General features: G+C 70.6%; 18 protein-coding genes and 1 riboswitch. Of the genes, 9 read left to right on the top strand and 9 right to left on the bottom strand.

The genetic code is table 11. The annotated features are described in order from the left end of the window. Positions 1-5: 5 nt before the first annotated feature. The 4 genes from MTR79_RS33170 to MTR79_RS33155 form a co-directional block, all read right to left on the bottom strand. Positions 6-911, bottom strand: coding sequence for a LysR family transcriptional regulator (locus MTR79_RS33170; RefSeq protein ID WP_244792961.1), 906 nt, complete (start codon positions 909-911; stop codon positions 6-8). 216 nt (positions 912-1,127) lie between these two features. Then, positions 1,128-2,276 (bottom strand): cystathionine gamma-lyase, encoded by a 1,149-nt coding sequence (locus tag MTR79_RS33165; protein ID WP_244792959.1) that lies wholly within the window; start codon positions 2,274-2,276, stop codon positions 1,128-1,130. Beyond that, positions 2,273-2,764, bottom strand: coding sequence for a low molecular weight protein-tyrosine-phosphatase (locus MTR79_RS33160; protein ID WP_189363746.1), 492 nt, complete (start codon positions 2,762-2,764; stop codon positions 2,273-2,275). Before MTR79_RS33160 ends, MTR79_RS33165 begins: the two co-directional genes overlap by 4 nt. Positions 2,765-2,769: 5 nt before the next feature. Then, entirely contained in the window at positions 2,770-3,147 is a 378-nt protein-coding gene (locus MTR79_RS33155; protein WP_048457241.1) for a phage holin family protein, read from the bottom strand. A 57-nt stretch (positions 3,148-3,204) separates the two neighbouring features. On the opposite strand from MTR79_RS33155, the gene MTR79_RS33150 reads away from it, so the two are divergent. The 4 genes from MTR79_RS33150 (at position 3,205) to MTR79_RS33135 (ending at position 5,438) form a co-directional block, all read left to right on the top strand. Then, on the top strand, positions 3,205-3,522 hold the full coding sequence (locus tag MTR79_RS33150) for a cupin domain-containing protein (protein WP_048457242.1): 318 nt from the start codon (positions 3,205-3,207) through the stop codon (positions 3,520-3,522). Between the two features lie 147 nt (positions 3,523-3,669). Then, positions 3,670-3,879 carry a DUF5326 family protein gene (locus tag MTR79_RS33145; protein WP_019525342.1) on the top strand — a complete coding sequence of 70 codons (210 nt, stop codon included), beginning with the start codon at positions 3,670-3,672 and terminating at the stop codon, positions 3,877-3,879. A 291-nt stretch (positions 3,880-4,170) separates the two neighbouring features. Then, positions 4,171-4,905 carry an IclR family transcriptional regulator C-terminal domain-containing protein gene (locus MTR79_RS33140; protein WP_280518396.1) on the top strand — a complete coding sequence of 245 codons (735 nt, stop codon included), beginning with the start codon at positions 4,171-4,173 and terminating at the stop codon, positions 4,903-4,905. A 98-nt stretch (positions 4,906-5,003) separates the two neighbouring features. After that, positions 5,004-5,438, top strand: a complete 435-nt coding sequence (locus tag MTR79_RS33135) for an SsgA family sporulation/cell division regulator (RefSeq protein WP_019525340.1) — start codon at positions 5,004-5,006, stop codon at positions 5,436-5,438. Positions 5,439-5,509: 71 nt separating this feature from the next. Here the strand turns inward: MTR79_RS33135 and MTR79_RS33130 are convergent, their stop codons facing one another. Beyond that, complete coding sequence (locus tag MTR79_RS33130; protein WP_244792955.1) at positions 5,510-7,087, bottom strand: YibE/F family protein; 1,578 nt, start codon at positions 7,085-7,087, stop codon at positions 5,510-5,512. Positions 7,088-7,159: 72 nt separating this feature from the next. Beyond that, a riboswitch (TPP riboswitch) is annotated at positions 7,160-7,349 on the top strand. Here MTR79_RS33130 and thiC point away from each other — a divergent pair. Continuing rightward, positions 7,342-9,138 carry a phosphomethylpyrimidine synthase ThiC gene (gene thiC, locus MTR79_RS33125; protein WP_244792953.1) on the top strand — a complete coding sequence of 599 codons (1,797 nt, stop codon included), beginning with the start codon at positions 7,342-7,344 and terminating at the stop codon, positions 9,136-9,138. (Overlaps the previous riboswitch by 8 nt.) A 59-nt stretch (positions 9,139-9,197) precedes the next feature. On the opposite strand, the gene MTR79_RS33120 is transcribed toward thiC, so the two are convergent. Then, complete coding sequence (locus MTR79_RS33120) at positions 9,198-10,280, bottom strand: hypothetical protein (protein ID WP_244792951.1); 1,083 nt, start codon at positions 10,278-10,280, stop codon at positions 9,198-9,200. A gap of 177 nt (positions 10,281-10,457) precedes the next feature. On the opposite strand from MTR79_RS33120, the gene MTR79_RS33115 reads away from it, so the two are divergent. Then, a complete protein-coding gene (locus tag MTR79_RS33115) occupies positions 10,458-11,828 on the top strand; it encodes a VWA domain-containing protein (RefSeq protein WP_189363742.1) in 1,371 nt (456 codons plus the stop codon). A 62-nt stretch (positions 11,829-11,890) separates the two neighbouring features. Here the strand turns inward: MTR79_RS33115 and MTR79_RS33110 are convergent, their stop codons facing one another. The 3 genes from MTR79_RS33110 to MTR79_RS33100 form a co-directional block, all read right to left on the bottom strand. Further along, positions 11,891-12,760 carry a hypothetical protein gene (locus MTR79_RS33110; protein ID WP_086702834.1) on the bottom strand — a complete coding sequence of 290 codons (870 nt, stop codon included), beginning with the start codon at positions 12,758-12,760 and terminating at the stop codon, positions 11,891-11,893. A gap of 183 nt (positions 12,761-12,943) precedes the next feature. After that, on the bottom strand, positions 12,944-14,038 hold the full coding sequence (locus MTR79_RS33105) for a metallophosphoesterase (RefSeq protein WP_244792949.1): 1,095 nt from the start codon (positions 14,036-14,038) through the stop codon (positions 12,944-12,946). Between the two features lie 521 nt (positions 14,039-14,559). After that, positions 14,560-15,672, bottom strand: a complete 1,113-nt coding sequence (locus tag MTR79_RS33100; RefSeq protein WP_078895299.1) for a LacI family DNA-binding transcriptional regulator — start codon at positions 15,670-15,672, stop codon at positions 14,560-14,562. Positions 15,673-16,110: 438 nt separating this feature from the next. On the opposite strand from MTR79_RS33100, the gene hisC reads away from it, so the two are divergent. From hisC to cydB, 3 genes are all read left to right on the top strand, one after another. Then, positions 16,111-17,190 carry a histidinol-phosphate transaminase gene (gene hisC / locus MTR79_RS33095; protein ID WP_086702831.1) on the top strand — a complete coding sequence of 360 codons (1,080 nt, stop codon included), beginning with the start codon at positions 16,111-16,113 and terminating at the stop codon, positions 17,188-17,190. A 284-nt stretch (positions 17,191-17,474) separates the two neighbouring features. Continuing rightward, on the top strand, positions 17,475-18,980 hold the full coding sequence (locus MTR79_RS33090) for a cytochrome ubiquinol oxidase subunit I (RefSeq protein WP_244792947.1): 1,506 nt from the start codon (positions 17,475-17,477) through the stop codon (positions 18,978-18,980). 20 nt (positions 18,981-19,000) lie between these two features. After that, positions 19,001-20,005, top strand: a complete 1,005-nt coding sequence (cydB, locus tag MTR79_RS33085) for a cytochrome d ubiquinol oxidase subunit II (RefSeq protein ID WP_086702828.1) — start codon at positions 19,001-19,003, stop codon at positions 20,003-20,005. Positions 20,006-20,009 lie beyond the last annotated feature (4 nt).

The following is a 20,009-nucleotide window of genomic DNA, read 5'->3' as shown; positions in this document are numbered from 1 at the left end:
CTCCTTCAGCACCAAGCGACGGCCGCCCGCTCCAGCCATTCATGGGCCCGTGCGATGTGCGGCATCGCCAGCGTGCCGGTGCGGACGGCCAGGAAGTAGGTGCGCAGCGGAGGCACCGTGGGCTCGTACAGGGCCAGCACGTCGCCGCGCTCCAGTGCGCCCGCGCACAGGTAACGCGGCAGCACGGCGAGGCCCGCCCCCGCGGTGGCGCATGCCAGCACGGCGCGCAGGTCCGGGACGATCACCGTGCCGGGACAGACCGGGCGGGAGTCGAACACGGAGGCCCAGTAGCGGGCGACGAAGGGCAACGACTCGTGCACCTCCACGACCGGGACCCGCTCGAGGGCGGCCGGGCCGTCCCGGCGGAGCGTCGCCGCGCCGATCCGCTCGGCCCAGCCGGGCGCGGCGACCAGGACGTGCTCCTCGTCGCAGAGCGCGGTTGCCGAGAGCAGCGCGCCGCGTGGGCGGACGGTGCTGATGGCCAGGTCGTGGTGGCCGGCGGCGAGCCCTTCGAGGACCTCGTCGGCGGTGCCGAAGGAGGCGCGGAGCGCGAAGCCGTGGCCGTCCTCGCCGGTCAGCTCCGTGAGCGCGGGCAGTGCTCGCTCGGCGGTGAACTCGGGAGGCCCGGCCAGATGCAGGGTGCGTAAGGAGGAGTCCTCCTCCAGCCCGGACTCGGCTATCTCCACCAGCGCGTCGAGGTGCGGCGCCGCCTTGTGGGCGAGCTCGTCGCCGATCGTCGTCGGCGTCACCCCGCGCGCCTGCCGCAGGAACAAGGGCCGTCCGACCTGCCGTTCCAAGGTCCTGATCTGTGAGGTGACGGCCGGCTGCGAGAGGCCCAGCAGGGCCGCCGCGCGCGTGAAGGAACCGGCCCGGTGCACGGTCACGAAGGTCCGCAGCAAGGCCAGATCCACGGCACGCACCCCTCTCTCGTCGGCCCGCCGCAGAACGGACGGAACCAACTATAAATTTGTCGATAGGTCGCTGTCGCTACTGTGATTGGACACTGACAGTGAGTCAACTAGCCTGAGTCGCGCGGTTCTTCGCGCGCAGAACCGAGGACGGTCCGAGCCACGAGGGGGGAGGCTCGGACCGTCCGCAGAGGGTGTCGTAGGTCGGATGTCCGCAGGTCAGCCCGCGGTCGCGTCCAGCGCCCGCAGCACGTCCGCGATCAGGTCCTCCGGGTCCTCGGCGCCGACGGAGAAGCGGACGAAGCCTTCCGGAACCGCGTCCCCGCCCCAGCGGCCGCGCCGCTCCGCCGTGGACCGCACGCCGCCGAAGCTCGTCGCATCGTCCACGAGCCGCAGGGCCTCGAGGAAGCGGTGCGCCCGCTCGCGGGACGGCAGCGTGAAGGACACCACGCACCCGTAGCGGCGCATCTGCTGCGACGCGATCTTGTGCGACGGGTCGTCCGGCAGTCCCGGGTACCGCAGACCCGTGACCTCCGTCCGCTCCCGCAGTGCCTCCGCGAGCCGCATCGCCGTCGCGTTCTGCCGATCCACCCGTAGTTGCAGCGTGGCGATCGACCGGTGCGCGAGCCACGCCTCCATCGGCCCCGGAATGGCACCGGTGATCTTGCGCCAGCGCCGCACCGCGGCCATCGCCTCGGCGTCGCGGCCGGTGACGTACCCGAGGAGCACGTCGCCGTGGCCGGTCAGCTGCTTGGTGCCGCTGGCCACCGCGAAGTCCGCGCCGAGTTCCAGCGGACGCTGGCCCAGCGGCGTCGCCAGGGTGTTGTCGACGGCGACCAGGGCCCCCCGCGCGTGGGCCGCTTCGGCGAGCCGCCGCACGTCGCACACGTCGAGTCCGGGGTTCGAGGGCGTCTCGATCCACAGCAGCTTCGCACCGTCCAGCACCTCCAGCTGGGCGTCGCCGCCGGTGGGCGCGGTGCGCACCTCGATGCCGTACGCCTCCAGCTGGGCGCGCGCCAGCGGCAGCGCCTGGTAACCGTCGTCGGGCAGGACGACCGCGTCCCCCGCGCGGAGCTGCGAGAACAGCACCGCGGAGATGGCGGCCATGCCCGAGGCGAACACGAGCGTCTCGACGTCGTCCCGCCCCGGGGCCTCCAGCTCGCCCACGGCCCGCTCCAGCAGCGTCCACGTCGGGTTCTCGTCCCGGCCGTAGGTGTACGGGCCGGTGGGGTCGCCCGGCAGATGGAAGTGGGCCGCGAACACCGGCCCGGGCAGGGTCGGCTCGTGTTTCACCGGTTCGGGCAGCCCGGCCCGCACCGCACGGGTGCCGTCGCCCGGTCCGCCCGTGCCCCTGGTCGCGTCGTTCATGCCGCCCGTCCTTCCACCCGCTCACGTACCGCGGCGAGCAGTCCGTGGCTCGCCGCCTCCACCATCTCAAGACACGCGTCGAAACCCTCGGGACCCCCGTAGTACGGGTCGGGCACGTCGAGATCGTCACCGGCCGCCGGGTCGTACGACCGCAGCAGCCGGACCTTCTCCGCGTCCCGTTCCGTGGGGGCGAGGCGGCGCAGCGCCCTGAGATGGCCGGCGTCCAGGGCGACGACCAGATCCAGCCGGCCGAACCAGGACGGGTCGAACTGCCGGGCCGTGTGCTCGGCCTCGTAGCCGTTCTCCCGCAGCACGGTGACGGTGCGGGGGTCCGCGCCCTCGCCCTCGTGCCAGCCGCCGGTACCGGCGCTGTCGACCTCGACCAGGTCCTCGAGACCGGCCTCCGCCACGCGGGCGCGGAAGACGAACTCGGCCATCGGAGAGCGGCAGATGTTGCCGGTGCACACGAAGCAGACGCGGTAGGTCATGGTGGTCAGTCCCCGTCGGGCAGGATCACGTTCAGGGCCCAGGAGACCACGGAGACGATCAGACCGCCCAGGACGGCCGTCCAGAAGCCCTCCACGTGGAAGCTCAGGTCGAGCTGGTCGGCGAGCCAGGAGGTGAGCAGCAGCATCAGGGCGTTCACCACCAGGGTGAACAGGCCCAGGGTCAGGATGAGCAGGGGCAGGCTCAGCAGCTTGACCACCGGCTTGACCAGGAAGTTCACCACGCCGAAGATCAGCGCGACCAGGAGGAGCGTGCCTATCTCCTTGCCGGTGCTGTCCCCGGTCAGCGTGATCTTGTCGAGGAGCCAGACCGCGACGGCGAGTGCTCCCGCGTTGGCGATCGTCTTGACTAGGAAATTCTTCATGTGTCTGATCGTGACAGACAGCATCGTGACCGGGCAGTGAGGGCAGGGGCGGGACCCGTGAAGGCATTCAGGCTGGACGAACTCGAAGCGGAACGCGCCGCGAACGACGGGGCGTACCTGCAGTTCCTGCGGGAACGGAACATGTCGGTCGGTCTCTACGCCCTGGACGCGGGTGCCCAGGACCCGCAGCAGCCGCACGGCCAGGACGAGGTGTACTTCGTGGTCAGCGGCCGCGCCTCGATCACCGTCGGCACGGAGACCACCGAGGTGGCACGCGGCAGCGTCGTCTACGTGCCGGCCGGGGTGCCGCACAAGTTCCACCACATCAGCGAGGACCTGCGGGTCCTGGTGGTGTTCTCTCCGCCGGAGAGCTGAGGCAGTGACTCGGGGTTCCCTAGGGGACGGGTCAGGGGAGGACAAGGGATCCGAGGCCCCCGTCCGACCCTGGGCAGCCCTAGCATCGAGAGCGGACATCATCGACACGACCCGGCAGGCAGCGGGCGGAGAGGTAAGGACGAGGCCATGCGAGAGATCTTCACGGGACTGCCGTGGTGGGTGAAGTGGATCGCGGTGCCGGTCATCGCCCTGGTGGTGTTCGGCGGCCTGATAGCGAGCGTGGTCGGCTTCGTCATCGGCCTGCTCTTCAAGGCGCTGGTCTTCGTCGCCCTGGTCGGCGGACTGATCTACGTGGTGCGCAAGTTCACGGCGAGTTCCTCGTCGCGCGACTGGTGAGCCGGCGGGAACCGGCGGGGCGGTAACGGGACACGCCGGTTCCCTCGGGTGGGGGAAGTTTCCGCGCAGGGCCTCCTGCGTGCGGTGACGGACGGTTAGAGTCCGGAACTCGACGCGGGGCAGGTCCCCGCGAGCGGCGACCCCACCACCCGTGTTCCCCGCACGGGCTGCCCCCTCGCGTTACGGGAGTGACCCTTGGCCACGACTGGCACCGCCCCCGCCCCACGGACCGCGGTCCCCCCGCAGCCCCGTTCGCCGGCGCCGCACACGTCGGCTCCCGGCGCGACCCTCATCGGTTCGGTCCAGCGCGCCATGCGCCTGCTGGAGACCGTCGCCGCGCACGAGCACGGCGCCCCCGCCAAGCAGCTCGCCCGGGAGACCGGACTGGCGCTTCCCACGGCCTACCACCTGCTGCGCACCCTGGTGCACGAGGGCTATCTGCGGCGCGACCGCGGGCTGTTCTTCCTCGGTGACGCCGCCGAGCGGCTCAGCAGCAGCGGAGCCCAGCAGAAACGTCGCAGCACGGTGACCGACACCCTCGCCCGCTGGCGGGACGCGGTGGGCGTCCCCGTCTACTACGCGGTCTACCGCGACGGCGAGATCGGCCTGATCGGCGTCGCCGACACCCCGGCCAGCCCGGCCGTCGAGGAGTGGGCCGACTTCCGGGAGACCGCCCACGCACACGCCCTCGGCCAGTGTCTGCTCGCGCAGCTGGACGACGCGGCCCGGCGCGACCACCTCGACCGCTACCCGGTGCGCCCGGTCACCCCCTACACGGTGCGCGACGCCGCGAGCCTCCTGCGGCGCCTTGAACGCGCTCGGGAGACCGACGTGGTGATCGAGCGTCAGGAGTACGCGCTGGGGACGGTGTGCGCCGCGGTCCCTCTCAGGGTCGGCGCCGCGGCGGCCTCCGTGGCCGTCTCATTGCCCGTGCACCAGGCCGACCGTCTCCTCCCGACGATCCAGCGGCTGCAGGCCGAAATGCGCTGCCTGCTGGGCTCGCTGGCGCTGTCTATCAGTATCTGAAAACTCACTCCTTGTGATCTGCTGTGTACGTTCAGCAAGATTCCCTTTGGTGCCAGGGGCCATGTCCGGCCAGTCCGCGGCGAATGACGGGGTAGGCGATGCGCGAATCCGTACAGGCAGAGGTCATGATGAGCTTTCTCGTGTCGGAAGAGCTTTCCTTCCGCATTCCGGTGGAGCTGCGTTATGACACCTGCGATCCCTACGCGGTGCGGCTGACCTTCCATCTTCCCGGGGACGCCCCGGTGACGTGGGCGTTCGGCAGAGAGCTGCTGGTCGACGGCGTGGGCAGGCCCTGCGGCGAGGGCGATGTGCGGGTCGCGCCGGTCGACCCCGACACCCTGGGCGAGGTGCTGATCCGGCTCCAGGTCGGGAGCGACCAGGCGCTGTTCCGCTCGTCGACCGCCCCGCTCGTGGCCTTCCTCGACCGCACCGACAAGCTGGTGCCGCTAGGGCAGGAAGGGGCGCTCGCCGACTTCGACGCCCACCTCGACGACGCGCTCGACCGCATCCTCGCGGAGCAGAGCGCCGGCTGACGCGTTGAGCCGACCGGGTGGGCCGGTGGCGTAGCGCTTCGGTGAGCCCCCGGCCCCCACCTGTGGCTGGGTCAGCGTTTGCGGCGGCGACCGCGTCCGCCGCGCGCCATGGACGGCCGGGGACCCGGCGCATGGCCGACGGCCTGGTCGTGCGCCGCCGTCTGCCCGGGCACCGGGGCACGGTCCGCCGGGCGGTCCGCCGACACGACCAGCGCGGCCAGGGCCGTGGTCACCGGTACCGAGGCCACCAGGCCGATCGAGCCGATCAGCGTGCGCACGATCTCCTCCGCGACCAGTTCGCTGTTGGCGACCGTTCCCACACCGCTCTGCGCCACGGAGAACAGCAGCAGCAGCGGCAGCGCGGCGCCCGCGTAGGCGAGGACGAGGGTGTTGACCACGGACGCGATGTGGTCGCGGCCGATGCGGATGCCCGCGCGGTACAGCGCGCGGCGGCCCATCGTCGGGTTGGCCTCGTGCAGTTCCCACACGGCCGACGTCTGGGTGACCGTCACGTCGTCCAGGACGCCGAGCGAGCCGATGATGACACCCGCGAGCAACAGGCCGCTCATGTCGATGTCGGGATAGAGACCGTGGATCAGGCCGGTGTTGTCGTCGGTGTTGCCGGTAAGGGCCGACCAGTCGATGAACACCGATCCCAGGATGCCGATCAGCAGCAGCGAGACCAGGGTGCCGAGCACCGCCACCGAGGTGCGGGCCGACAGCCCGTGACAGAGGTACAGCGCGAGCAGCATGATCAGGCTCGCTCCCACGACCGCCACGACCAGCGGGTTCGAGCCCTGCAGGATCGCCGGCAGGATGAAGAAGTTGAGCACCAGGAAGCTGACCGCCAGCGCGACCAGCGCCATCACGCCCCGCAGCCGGCCCACGGCCACCACGGCGAGCGCGAAGACACCGGCCAGCAGTGCCAGCGGGAAGCGGCGGTTCACATCGGCGACCGAGTACTGGAGGTCCTCCGGCGCCGAGGGCTCGTAGGCGACGACGACCCCCTGGCCCTGGCTCAGCTGCCGCGACTGGTCCGGCTGCACGATCTCGGTGAACGTCCGGCCCTTGTCCTTGCCGGTGTCGACCCGGATCGTCGCCTTCTTGCAGGTGCCGTTCGCCTGCTGCTGGGCCGAGGACCCTTCGGCGGTGGAGGTGTCACCGGTCGGGACGCCGGCCGAAGGGTTCGCGGAGGCGCAGTCCACCGCGACCACCTCGGTGACCGTGCCCTGCTGCGTCTGCCGGTCGAAGCCGACGCCGGTGCGTTCGTGGGCGGGAGCGCCGCCCGGCCACAGCACGGCCAGGCCGACGAGGACCGCCGCGGTGAAGGGGATGAGGACCGCGGCGATGACCTTGCGGAGATGGCGGGAGACGGGGGCGGCCGGACCGTGACTGTGGCTGTGCCCGTGGCTGGGGACCGGAGCATGACCGTGGCCGCGCCCATGGTCGTGCCCCGTCGTCGTGGGCGGGGTGTCACCCGGCGTCCCTGGCGTGGCCGAGCCCCGGTGCGAACCGGTGTGTTCGTGCGATCCCGTGCGTCCCGGCCCGGGACCGTGCCCATGCCACTGCCCGGGGCCGTGCCCGGGCTGGGCGTCGGCACCGTGCGGTGGCTCGGACGGCGGGAACGGAGGCGGAGAGTTCGAGGTCACCGACCGATCATCGCAAGAAGGAAGGGGGCCCTCTGTTCAGCGCGCCAGAAATGACGCTAGCGTGGAGGCACCTTTTGTACACGCGGGAGCTCGGAGCACCGGGCTGAGAGGGCGCTGACCTCCGTCCCAGCGATGTTCCACGTGAAACATCACCGACAGCGGGTGATGTTTCACACGGGGCGTCGGCAGACGGAAGCCGCTGCGTCGACCGCCGAACCTGTTACCGGGTAATGCCGGCGTAGGGAGTAGGTCTCATGACCAACAAGGACACACGCACGCCTGCCTCCACGCAGAACCCGACCGAGACGTCGGAGGCCGCGGAGGCCGGGAAGTCCATCGGCTGGCACAAGGCGTACGTCGAGGGCAGCCGCCCCGGCCTGCGGGTGCCGGTCCGTCAGGTGCACCTCACCAACGGGCAGTCGGTCACTCTGTACGACACATCGGGCCCGTACACCGATCCACTCGTCGACACCGACGTCCGCCGGGGACTGGCCCCGCTGCGCGAGAACTGGATCGTCGCCCGCGGCGACACCGAGGAGTACTCGGGCCGTCCCGTCCGTCCTGAGGACGACGGGATCAAGCACACCTCGCCGCGCGGGGGACTGCGCAACCTCGACGCGGTCTTCCCCGGCCGGCCGCGACTGCCGCGCCGGGGCCGTGAGGGGAAGGCCGTCACGCAGCTCGCGTACGCGCGCCGGGGCGAGATCACGCCCGAGATGGAATTCGTGGCGATCCGGGAGAACGTCTCCCCCGAGGTGGTCCGCGAGGAGATCGCGGCGGGCCGCGCGGTGCTGCCGGCCAACGTCAACCACCCGGAGAGCGAGCCGATGATCATCGGCAAGCGGTTCCTGGTGAAGGTCAACGCCAACATCGGCAACTCGGCGGTCACGTCCTCCATCGAGGAGGAGGTGGAGAAGATGACCTGGGCGACCCGCTGGGGCGCCGACACGGTCATGGACCTCTCCACCGGCCGCAACATCCACACCACCCGCGAGTGGGTCCTGCGCAACTCCCCCGTCCCCATCGGCACCGTGCCGCTCTACCAGGCGCTGGAGAAGGTCGACGGCAAGGCCGAGGAGCTGACCTGGGAGATCTACAAGGACACGGTCATCGAGCAGGCCGAGCAGGGCGTGGACTACATGACGGTCCACGCGGGCGTCCGGCTCGCGTACGTGCCGCTCACCGCCAACCGCAAGACGGGCATCGTCTCGCGCGGCGGGTCGATCATGGCGGCGTGGTGCCTGGCGCACCACAAGGAGTCGTTCCTGTACGAGCACTTCGAGGAGCTGTGCGAGATCCTCGCCGCGTACGACGTGACGTACTCGCTCGGCGACGGTCTGCGGCCGGGGTCCATCGCGGACGCCAACGACGAGGCGCAGTTCGCGGAGCTGCGCACGCTGGGCGAACTGAACCGGATCGCCAAGCGGCACGACGTGCAGACCATGATCGAGGGCCCGGGACACGTCCCGATGCACAAGATCAAGGAGAACATCGACCTCCAGCAGGAGATCTGCGAGGAGGCGCCGTTCTACACGCTCGGCCCGCTCACGACGGACGTCGCGCCCGCGTACGACCACATCACCTCGGGCATCGGCGCAGCGATGATCGCCTGGTGGGGCACGGCCATGCTCTGCTACGTCACGCCGAAGGAGCACCTGGGGCTGCCCAACCGGGACGACGTGAAGACCGGCGTGATCACCTACAAGATCGCGGCCCATGCGGCCGACCTCGCCAAGGGGCATCCGGGCGCCCAGGAGTGGGACGACGCGCTGTCCGACGCGCGCTTCGAGTTCCGGTGGGAGGACCAGTTCAACCTGGCCCTCGACCCGGACACGGCCCGTGAGTTCCACGACGAGACCCTCCCGGCGGAGCCGGCGAAGACGGCGCACTTCTGCTCCATGTGCGGGCCGAAGTTCTGCTCGATGAAGATCTCCCAGGACATCCGCCGCGAGCACGGCGGAAGCCGCACGGAGATCGAGGAGGGCATGGCCCAGAAGTCCCGCGAGTTCGCGGAGGCGGGCAACCGCGTGTACCTGCCCATCGCGGACTGACGGAGGTGAGGCGGTGCCGGCGGCCACACGGATGTCGGCACCGCCGCCCTGCCGGCGGCTCAGAGCACGTCGGCTCTCCAGACCACCAGACCCGCCCGCTCCGCCTGGTCGAAACCCACCGCGAACGGCTTCTCAGCCTGGCCCGTCACCACGTGAATGCTGCACTGCGTGACGCTTTCGCCCGTCGGGACAGTCGCGAACATCCAGTCGGAAGGGCAGCCGGGGACCTCCGAGTCCACGAAACTGTGGCTCTTCTCCGGGATCTGCCGACCGTGCTGCGTGAGGAGGCGAATGCGACCGGACTGGTCGTTGTAGAGGTCCGACGTACCGGTGTTGGTGTAGGTGACCGAGACGTAGTACGGCACGCCGTGCCGCTCCTCCGCGGTGAGCGGGAGATCCGGGCCCTTGACGTCTGCCGTGCTGCCCCGGCGTACGGACACCAGCGTGGCCGGCAATTCGAGGATGCCGTCCGCGTCGGCGTCGTGCCGGACGGGGATGACGTCCCCTGGCTCCGCAAGCCCGGCGGACACTGTCTCCAGGCCGCCGTCGACGGGCCAGACCGCGACGGCGCCCGTCTCGTCGAGGTAGCCGCCGGCGTAGTGCATCACCGACAGCACGCCGACGCCCTCGGGCAGTGCGTAGGTCACGCAGGTCTCGTAGGAGGCGCCGGGCGCCAGTGTCTCCGGCGGGAGATTCGCGCACGGCAGATCGACGCCCCCCGGCCTCCCGCCACTGACGTGGACCTCTTGCCCGTGTTCCCAGTCGGTGCCGATGAGGAGGAGATCGCTGTCCACCATGAAGGCGTCGGGGATCGTCCTCGGGCTGGTGTTGGTGACCTCGAAGGTGAGGTAGTGGGGAACCGTCCCCTTCAGCCCCTCGTCCACACGGTCCCCGCGCATGTCCTCCTCGGTGCCCCGGACCAGGCTCCTGACCGTGATCCGGACCGCGTGCGGCCGGTCGTCGGCGTCCGTGTGGACGACGTTCCGCGCGTCGGCCTTCACCGGCAGGTCGATCCAGGAGGTCGGCCTCTCCGGAGTCCGTTCCGGCGCCCCGCCCGCGTCGCTCTCCCCTGCGCACCCGGCGAGGAGAGACAGCGCCACCACGCCGACGGCGGCCTTCCCGAGCTGGCTGGACAGGCGCATCGAGCTTCCTTGCTGTACAGGTGACCGGGAGGCGCCCGGAGGACTGACGCATCGTAGGACGCCGTGAGTGACCCGACGGCCGGGGTGGGGGGACTGCCGGTCCCGGTTGCACGACGTGCCGGGGCGGCACCCGTGGGTCACCTCGTGGAAATCGGCGGGTGTGGGCAGACTGGGGCCATGGCTGTGTGGGCGATGAGCAAGGGGTCCAACTGTTCCGTCGAGGCGCCCGTGGTGCGGGCCGAGCTCGTATGGGCGGCGGGGCCCGGGGTGCCCGACATCGACGCGTCGGCCCTGTTGCTGACGTCGGTGGGGCGGGTGCGTGACGACGGGGACTTCGTGTTCTACAACCAGCCGCGGCACGCCTCCGGGGCCGTGCGGTACCTGGGCAAGCAGCATGCCGACGGGACCGCCACCGACACCGTCGAGGTGGACCTGCGTTCGGTGGAGCCGGCCGTCGAGCGGATCGTGCTCGGGGCGTCGGCCGACGGCGGGACGTTCGGGCAGGCGCCCGGACTGGTGCTGCGGCTGCTGGACGCCGCCTCGGGCGCCCCGATCGCCCGCTTCGACATGGCGGCCGGGTCCGAGACCGCGTTCATCGGCGGCGAGCTGTACCGGAGGCAGGGCGCCTGGAGGTTCCGCGCGGTCGGCCAGGGGTACGCCTCCGGCCTCGCCGGACTCGCCACGGACTTCGGCATCACCGTCGACGACCCTGCCCAGGCGCCCCTCGTCGCCGTGCCGCTGCTCCCTCCACCGGCCGCCCCGGCGCCGCCCCCGTCCGGCGCCACCCGCCTCAGCAAGGGCGAGGAGCAGCTGCCCGTCGACATGCGCAAGCGGCTGTCGCTGCGCAAGGAGCAGGTCGCGGTCAGTCTGCGCAAGCACGGGGCCGCCGACGTCACCGCGCGCGTGATCCTCGTGCTGGACGCCTCCGGGTCGATGTCCTTCCTGTACTCCAAGGGCGTCGTCGCCGACGTCGTCGAGCGGATGGCGGCGGTCGCCGCACAGCTGGACGACGACGGGGAGATGCAGGCCTGGACGTTCGCCACCCACCCCGCCCGGCTGCCGGACCTGCGGCTCGGGGAGCTTCCCGAGTGGCTGCGGCTGCACGTCCGCGTGGGGGAGATCTCCCTGTTCCGGCGCAAGCGCAAGAGGGGCCTCGACCCGAGCCAGGCCGACATGCGCGACGTGGGCATCCAGAACGAGGAGCAGAAGGTCATCGCGGAGGTGCGCGCGTACGTACGGGAGAACCCGACGTCCGCCCCCACGCTCGTGCTGTTCTTCTCCGACGGCGGCGTCTACCGCAACGCCGAGATCGAGACGCAGCTGCGTGAGGCCGTCGAGGAGCCCGTGTTCTGGCAGTTCGTGGGACTCGGGCACGCCAACTACGGCGTGCTGGAGCGGTTCGACACGCTGCCCGGGCGGCGCGTGGACAACGTCGGCTTCTTCTCCGTCGACGACATCAGCATGGTCCCTGACGCGGAGCTGTACGACCGGCTGCTGTCGGAGTTCCCGCAGTGGATCAAGGCGGCGCGCGGGGCGGGCATCCTCTGACGCCCCGGCCCCGGGACGTACGCCGGCCGTCCGGCGTGCGCCCCGTCGCGCTGCCGTGGCGGCTACTCCGGCTGGTGTTCCGGACCGCCGAAGTCCGGGCTCGAGTAGTCCGGGCTGGAGTAGCTGGGGCGGGTGCCCCGGTGCCTCCCGTCGTCGGGGCTGGAGAAGCCCGGCCGGTCGTACCCCAGGTGCGGGATGCGGCTGGTCGGGGCGTTCGGCGCCGTGTGCTGCAGCGCCGTGGCCCCCGTCGGGTCGGCGAGCGCCTCCCGCAGGAACGGCACGATGCCCCGTTCCAGCAGCGCCTCGCGCCAGGCGTCCCTGGCCTGGGCGACCTCCTCGTCGAGTTCGCGGTACGTCCCCCCGAGCGCCGAGGGCTTGTTGCGCAGCGCGGTGAGCAGGAGGCCCGCTCCGGCGACGAGGATGGCGACCGCCGTGACCGCGCCGAACACCCAGCCGGTGGTCAGCATCGTCCCGGCGAACTCGTTCTCGGAATCGAGCGTCCGCAGCACGAAGCCGACGAGCAGGAATATCGCGGCGGCGGTCCCGGCCAGGACCGGCGCCAGGACGGCGACGACCGCCGCCACCCCCGCTCCGGCGGCCTCGGCCATCTCGCCCATCGACGCGGCGAATCCCGCCGCGCCGCCGGCGCCCGGCTCACCGGTGCCCGCGTCGCGCACGGACGGGTCGACCGTGGGCGGCCTGCGGGCCTCCTCGCGGACCTTCACGTAGTGCTGGTACTCGGTGGCCGCGGCCGCGCTGATGAGCGCGGTGGCGCTGAGCGCCATCGTGCGCAGTTGCTCCGAGTTGAGCCGCTGTCCCACCGCGGCCAGCTCCGGGTTGTGTGGTGCGGAGCGCAGCGCCTCATCGAGAATCCGCTCGTAGTCCTGGCGGTCCTCGCTCAGCAGGTGCTGCGGAACGCTGTTCATGTGCATCCCCCGATGCTCCGTAGGGCTTGGGGCTCGGCATGCTGACGAGCCGTCGGGCAGAAACGGAGGGGAGCCTGCTACGGATAAGCCGATGGTAGAGCGGTGACGGCGCGCGGTGACAGGGGGTCTGCGGAAATTGCCGTCCCCGGGATGCGGCCGAGGGGCGTCTCAACAGGGCCCGCGCACCCCTCAGTTGGTCAACGGCAACTTCCGTACCAGCAGTTTTCCTGCCATCGTCACACCGCCGTCCATCGCGATGGCGAGTCCGTCGGCGTACACGTGCGGTTCGGCCACCGTGGGGCCGCCGTCGTCCTCGCCGTCCTCGGAGCCGACCTCGCCCAGCAGATACGGGATCGGGCTGTGGCCGTGAACGACCCGGGTGCCGCCGTACGTATGGAGCAGGGAACGCACCGCGTCGGCGCCGCCCTCGTCCCGGAAGGAGAACCGCTTGGTGAACTTGCGGAACAGGTCCCAGACCTCGTCGGCGTCGTTGCGGGTGAGGGTCTCGCGGACCGTGTCGTTGACCTCTTCGATCGAACGGCCGTAGTCGAGGTAGGCGGTGGTGTCGGAGTGCAGCAGCAGATGGCCGTCGACCTCCTCGACGGCGTCGAGGCGTGCCATCCACTGCAGGTGGTGGTCCTGGAGGCGGTCCATGTCGGTCTTCTGGCCGCCGTTCAGCAGCCAGGCGGCCTGGAAGGTGGCGGTGCCCGCGCCGGAGTTGACGGGCGTGTCGCCGAACCGCTTCGCGCCGAGCAGCAGCAGCTCGTGGTTGCCCATGAGGGCCTTGCAGTACCCGCCGGCCGCGGCGGCCTCGGCGGACAGCCGCATCACCAGGTCGATGACGCCGATGCCGTCCGGACCGCGGTCGGTGAAGTCGCCGAGGAACCACAGGCGCGCGGTGCCGGCGCACCAGTTGCCCGCGGAGTCGATGAGTCCCTGCTCCTGGAGGGCGGCCACCAGCTCGTCCAGATAGCCGTGGACGTCGCCGACCACGTACAGCGGGCCCTTGCCGGTGGCGGGCTGCGGGGCGGGCGCGGTCACGGGGTCGACGGTCACCTGGACCGTGTCACCCCGGTTGATGACGGGGAGGTCCCGCTGGGTCGGCGTGTACCCCTCCGGGTACGCCTCCTCGGCCGGCGGGACGACGTCACCGGGGTGGGTGCTGCTGTGGACGTACGGACCGGTCTCGTGGACGTACGCGGGCACCCGGAAGTCGCGCAACGTCGCCGTCCGCTCCACCTCGGGTCCCTGACCGGCCCCCTGAGTCATCGACCCCTCCACCATCGCGCCGCATCTGCACCGCGTCGGACTGCCTGGTCGCAGCGGCCCGCGGTGTCGTGGGCCCATCATAGGAATGCGGATCGCGCCGTGTGATGACCCAGGGGTGGTGAATCAGAACAGGACTCCGGTTCATCGGGGTTTTCGCCCCGTTTGCGGGGGTCTCCGGCCTGTCGAATGGTGTTCGACACCGACGCCCGGGCGTTCCCCCGGACGCTCCACGAACGTCCGACCGGGGTTCGCCCGGTGCCCGGCCGGTGGTCCGGATTCCGCTTCCGGGCCGGTCCCGCCGCCCGAGGCCGTCGTCCTGCTTCCGGTTCGTCCCCTCGTCATTCCTGCGGCGCGCACTCCGCGTGTCGCCCCCCGGGGGCGCGCATCCCCGAGCCCGCCTCCGTCGACCGGACCGTTCCGCAGGACGGCCGGTCCGTCTTCCCCGGGAGCCCTGAGCGGGCCGGGTTCCGCCTCGCCTCACCCCTCCGGAAGCGGGGCCTCCTCCCTGGCCCTCCGGCCTTCGCGCCCCCGGGTGTTCATGTGCCCTGCGGCGACCTCGGCGGGCTGACCGTCGTGCGGGGCGGCCGGCGCTGCGACGACCTGCGCACGATCAGCTCGGTCGGTATCACCTGCTCGACCGGCTGGTCCGAGTCGACGCCCTCGATGGCGTCGATCAGCAGCTGCACCACCGCCGTGCCGATGCGGCGGGGTTTCAGGGAGAGTGTGGTGACGGGCGGCTCGGTGTTGGCGTACACCGTGGACTCGCTGCAGCAGACGATGAGCAGGTCCTCCGGCACGCGCAGCCCGTAGCGGCGAGCTGCGGCGAGCAGATCCGTGCCGTTGGGGTCGAAGAGGCCGTAGACCGCGTCGGGGCGGTCCGGGCGGGCGAGCAGCCGGTCGGCGGCGACGGCGCCCGCGCACGGGTCGTGCGCCGGGTACGCCTCGTACACCGGGTCCTGCCCCATCCGCTCGCACCAGCGCAGGTACGCGGTGGTCGACAGGTGGGTGTACGTGTCGGTGGTGGTGCCGGTCAGCAGGCCGATGCGACGGGCGCCGGCGTCGGCGAGGTGGTCGAGGATGCCGAGCACGGCGGCCTCGTGGTCGTTGTCGACCCAGGCCGTGACCGGCAGGGAGCCGGCCGGGCGGCCGTCGGAGACCACGGGTAAGCCCTGGCGGACCAGCTCGCTGACCACCGGGTCGTGGTCGGAGGGGTCGATCACCACCGTGCCGTCCAGGGCCACGTTGGACCACACGTCGTGACGCGAGGTCGCGGGCAGGATGACGAGGGCGTAGCCGCGGGCGAGCGCGGCGGACGTGGCGGCCCGCGCCATCTCGGCGAAATACGCGAACTCGGTGAAGGTGAAAGGTTCATCCCCGTACGTCGTCACGGTCAGGCCGATGAGTCCGGACTTCCCGGTGCGGAGCGTACGGGCGGCGGCCGAGGGGCGGTACCCCAGTCTGTCGGCCACCTCGCGGACGTGGCGCCGGGTGGCGTCCGGGAGCCGGCCCTTGCCGTTGAGGGCGTCGGAGACGGTCGTGATGGAGACTCCGGCGGCGGCGGCCACGTCCCTGATGCCCGCTCGACCCGGCCGGCTGCCTCGGCGTGAGGTTTCCGCGCGGCTCACCTGGTGCTTCCCTGCTGCTGTCATGGCGAGCCGATAGTAGGGCTCATACGGTGGGGTAGGGCGGACGCATATGCACGCGTTGACAGGCACGTTTCTGCATGATCATTTCGCATCGATCACCATGGAAACCATGGGTGTTGAACGGTTCAATGCCAGTCCCTGACGTGTCCGTGCACGCGTGCCTGGCGAGGGTGCGATGTTGCGAAGAGGTCTCAACTCACCTGCACGGGTGACGCGCGCCACGGCGCGAACCACCGGCGCATAGATATATGTGCGGCGCGCCCCTGACCCGCACGCCCTTCGTACCCGTACGAGCGATGTTTCCCGTGTTGTCCATGTGACGCAGGAGGAGGAAGGCCCGGTCGTCGCCCCTGTACGCAGCGAGGCCGAATCCTCATAAGGTGAGCAGTATTGGATGTCGGCGGCGGTCATGGGCCGCCGGTCTTCGCGAGGAGGACTGCGGTGAGCGAGACGAGCCCCAAGCTGCGCGCCGAGCTGGAGGGGATCCCCACCTACAAGCCGGGCAAGCCCGCGGCGGCCGACGGGCCGGTGGCGTACAAGCTGTCCTCCAACGAGAACCCCTACCCGCCGCTGCCGGGCGTGATGGAGACGGTGACGGCCGCCGCCTCCTCCTTCAACCGCTACCCGGACATGGCCTGCACCGCCCTCACGGCCGAGCTGGCCGAGCGTTTCGGTGTGCCGGCGTCCCACGTGGCGACGGGCACCGGCTCGGTCGGCGTGGCCCAGCAGCTGCTGCAGGCCACCTCGGGCCCCGGCGACGAGGTGATCTACGCCTGGCGCTCCTTCGAGGCGTACCCGATCATCACGCAGATCAGCGGCGCCACGTCCGTCCAGGTCCCGCTGACCGAGGGCGACGTGCACGACCTGGACGCGATGGCCGACGCGATCACCGGGCGGACCCGGCTGATCTTCGTCTGCAACCCCAACAACCCGACCGGCACCGTGGTGCGCCGCGCCGAGCTGGAGCGGTTCCTCGACCGGGTGCCCCGCGACGTCCTGGTGGTGCTGGACGAGGCCTACCGCGAGTTCATCCGCGACCCCGAGGTGCCGGACGGCGTGGAGATCTACCGCGAGCGGCCCAACGTCTGCGTCCTGCGCACCTTCTCCAAGGCCTACGGTCTCGCCGGGCTGCGGGTCGGTTTCGCCATCGCCCACGAGCCGGTGGCCGCGGCGCTGCGCAAGACGGCGGTGCCGTTCGGCGTGAGCCAGATCGCCCAGGAGGCGGCGGTCGCCTCGCTGCGGGCCGAGGACGAGCTGATCGGCCGGGTCGGCTCCCTGGTCTGCGAGCGCAACCGGGTGGTGGACGGGCTGCGCGCCCAGGGCTGGACGGTGCCCGAGACCCAGGCCAACTTCGTGTGGCTGCGGCTGGGGGAGCGCACCGTGCCGTTCGCGCAGGCGTGCGAGCAGGCGGGCGTGGTCGTCCGGCCGTTCCCCGGCGAGGGCGTTCGGGTCACCATCGGTGAGACGGAGGCGAACGACATCTTCCTGAAGGTCACCGAGGAGTTCCGCGCCCGGGGCTGACCTGCGGCGACAGCAGACCCGACCAGCACGGACGAGGAGCGGCCGACGGTTGATCCGCCGGCCGCTCCCGTGCGTCGGGGACCGGCCGCGAGGCCTCGTCGGGGCTTGCCCGGAGAAGGGGCTGACGTCACACAGGACCCCCCTTCCAGGTCGGAAAAGCAGTAGGTCATAATTGCTTGTGAATGTGAACGCGTTCACAAGCGCATCCCGTTTCTCCCGAGATGGCCGGGGATGGAGCGGGCCCCGCGCGGCTGCTGCACCACGGCGAAGTAAGGAGCGACGACGTGGATCTGGCTCTGGCGCCGGAGACCCTGGCGCGATGGCAGTTCGGCATCACCACCGTCTACCACTTCCTCTTCGTTCCCCTGACGATCTCGCTCGCCGCCCTCGTCGCCGGGCTGCAGACCGCCTGGGTGCGGACGGAGAAGGAGAAGTACCTCAGGGCGACGAAGTTCTGGGGCAAGCTCTTCCTGATCAACATCGCGATGGGCGTCGTCACCGGCATCGTGCAGGAGTTCCAGTTCGGGATGAACTGGTCCGACTACTCGCGCTTCGTCGGTGACGTCTTCGGCGCCCCGCTCGCCTTCGAGGCGCTGATCGCCTTCTTCTTCGAGTCCACCTTCATCGGCCTGTGGATCTTCGGTTGGGACCGGCTGCCGAAGAAGATCCACCTGGCCTGCATCTGGATGGTGTCGATCGGCACGCTGCTGTCGGCGTACTTCATCCTCGCCGCCAACTCCTGGATGCAGCACCCGGTCGGCTACCGGATCAACGGCGAGAAGGGCCGCGCCGAGCTCACCGACTTCTGGCTGGTGCTCACCCAGAACACCACGCTCAACCAGGTCTTCCACAGCTTCTCGGCGGCCTTCCTCACCGGCGGCGCCTTCATGGTCGGCATCGCGGCCTTCCACCTGATGCGCAAGAAGCACATCCCGGTGATGCGCACCTCGCTGCGGCTCGGCCTGGTGACCCTGGCGGTCGGCGGACTGTTCACCGCGATCAGCGGCGACACCCTGGGCAAGGTCATGTACGAGCAGCAGCCGATGAAGATGGCCGCCGCCGAGGCCCTCTGGGACGGCGAGGAGCCCGCGCCCTTCTCCGTCTTCGCCTATGGCGACGTCGACAAGGGGCACAACGAGGTCGCCCTGGAGATCCCCGGCCTGCTGTCCTTCCTCGCCCACAGCGACTTCGAGTCCTATGTGCCCGGGATCAACGACACGAACGAGGCGCTGCAGGAGAAGTTCGGGCCCGGCGACTACAAGCCCATCGTGCCCGTCGCCTACTGGGGCTTCCGCTGGATGATCGGCTTCGGCATGGCCTCCTTCTCGGTGGGCCTGCTGGGGCTGTGGCTCACCCGGAAGAAGTTCTTCCTGCCGGCCGCGTACCGCACCGGCGAGGACGAGGTGCCGCACCTTGTGCTGCTGAAGAAGCCGCTGGGATCCCGGCTGACCCGGCTCTACTGGCTGGCCGCGGTGTGGACGATGGCCTTCCCGCTGATCGCCAACGCCTGGGGCTGGATCTTCACCGAGATGGGCCGTCAGCCCTGGGTCGTCTACGGCGTGATGCGCACCGAGGACGCGGTCTCCCCCGGCGTGTCCCAGGCCGAGGTCATCACCTCGATGACCGTCTTCACCCTGCTCTACGCCGTGCTGGCCGTCATCGAGGTCCGGCTGCTCGTCAAGTACGTCAAGGCGGGGCCGCCCGAGCTGAGCGACTCCGACCTCAACCCGCCCACGAGGCTCGGCGGCGACGTCCGTGACGCCGACAAGCCGATGGCCTTCTCGTACTAGGCCGAGGGAGCTGCACTGTCATGGAACTGCACGACGTCTGGTTCGTCCTCATCGCCGTCCTGTGGACCGGCTACTTCTTCCTCGAGGGCTTCGACTTCGGGGTCGGTGTCCTCACCCGGCTGCTGGCCCGGAACCGGGCCGAGAAGCGGGTGCTCATCAACACCATCGGCCCGGTGTGGGACGGCAACGAGGTCTGGCTGCTCACGGCCGGCGGCGCCACCTTCGCCGCCTTCCCCGAGTGGTACGCCACCCTCTTCTCCGGCTTCTACCTGCCGCTGCTCGCCATCCTGATCTGCCTGATCGTCCGCGGGGTCGCCTTCGAGTACCGGGCCAAGCGGCCCGAGGAGAACTGGCAGCGCAACTGGGAGACGGCGATCTTCTGGACCTCGCTGCTCCCGGCGTTCCTGTGGGGTGTCGCCTTCGGCAACATCGTGCGGGGGGTCAGGCTCGACGCCGACTTCGAGTACGTGGGCACCGTCTGGGACCTGCTCAACCCGTACGCCCTGCTGGGCGGTCTGGTCACGCTCACCCTGTTCACCTTCCACGGCACGGTGTTCACGGCGCTCAAGACGGTCGGGGACATCCGGGAGCGGGCGCGGAAGCTGGCTCTGAAGGTGGGTCTGGTCACCGCCGTGCTGGCGCTGGTCTTCCTGCTGTGGACGCAGGTCGAGAGCGGCGACGGGGCCAGCCTGGTCGCGTTCGGTGTGGCGGTCGCCTCCCTGGTCGCCGCCCTGGGAGCCAATCAGGCGGGACGCGAGGGATGGGCGTTCACCCTGTCCGGCGTCACCATCGTGGCCGCGGTGGCCATGCTCTTCCTGACGCTGTTCCCGAACGTCATGCCCTCCACCCTGGACCCCGAGTGGAGCCTGACCGTCACCAACGCCTCGTCCAGCCCGTACACGCTGAAGATCATGACCTGGCTGGCGGTCGTCGCCACCCCGCTGGTGCTGCTCTACCAGGGCTGGACCTACTGGGTCTTCCGCAAGCGGATCGGCACGCAGCACATCGCCGACCTCGTGCACTGAGGGT

The organism is Streptomyces sp. BJ20 (assembly GCF_022869105.1).
Lineage (GTDB): Bacteria > Actinomycetota > Actinomycetes > Streptomycetales > Streptomycetaceae > Streptomyces > Streptomyces griseoincarnatus.
The sequence above is the reverse complement of the archived record's forward strand: the minus strand, read 5'-3'. Positions and strand labels throughout refer to the sequence as shown.

Coding starts and splice junctions, on each gene's coding strand:
- MTR79_RS33145 (WP_019525342.1), top strand. CDS start 3,670: ATGCGAGAGATCTTCACGGGACTGCCGTGGTGGGTGAAGTGGATCGCG.
- thiC (WP_244792953.1), top strand. CDS start 7,342: ATGACCAACAAGGACACACGCACGCCTGCCTCCACGCAGAACCCGACC.
- MTR79_RS33160 (WP_189363746.1), bottom strand. CDS start 2,764: ATGACCTACCGCGTCTGCTTCGTGTGCACCGGCAACATCTGCCGCTCT.
- MTR79_RS33105 (WP_244792949.1), bottom strand. CDS start 14,038: ATGGTGGAGGGGTCGATGACTCAGGGGGCCGGTCAGGGACCCGAGGTG.
- MTR79_RS33165 (WP_244792959.1), bottom strand. CDS start 2,276: ATGAACGACGCGACCAGGGGCACGGGCGGACCGGGCGACGGCACCCGT.
- MTR79_RS33155 (WP_048457241.1), bottom strand. CDS start 3,147: ATGAAGAATTTCCTAGTCAAGACGATCGCCAACGCGGGAGCACTCGCC.
- MTR79_RS33115 (WP_189363742.1), top strand. CDS start 10,458: ATGGCTGTGTGGGCGATGAGCAAGGGGTCCAACTGTTCCGTCGAGGCG.
- MTR79_RS33120 (WP_244792951.1), bottom strand. CDS start 10,280: ATGCGCCTGTCCAGCCAGCTCGGGAAGGCCGCCGTCGGCGTGGTGGCG.
- MTR79_RS33100 (WP_078895299.1), bottom strand. CDS start 15,672: ATGACAGCAGCAGGGAAGCACCAGGTGAGCCGCGCGGAAACCTCACGC.
- MTR79_RS33135 (WP_019525340.1), top strand. CDS start 5,004: ATGCGCGAATCCGTACAGGCAGAGGTCATGATGAGCTTTCTCGTGTCG.
- MTR79_RS33110 (WP_086702834.1), bottom strand. CDS start 12,760: ATGCACATGAACAGCGTTCCGCAGCACCTGCTGAGCGAGGACCGCCAG.
- cydB (WP_086702828.1), top strand. CDS start 19,001: ATGGAACTGCACGACGTCTGGTTCGTCCTCATCGCCGTCCTGTGGACC.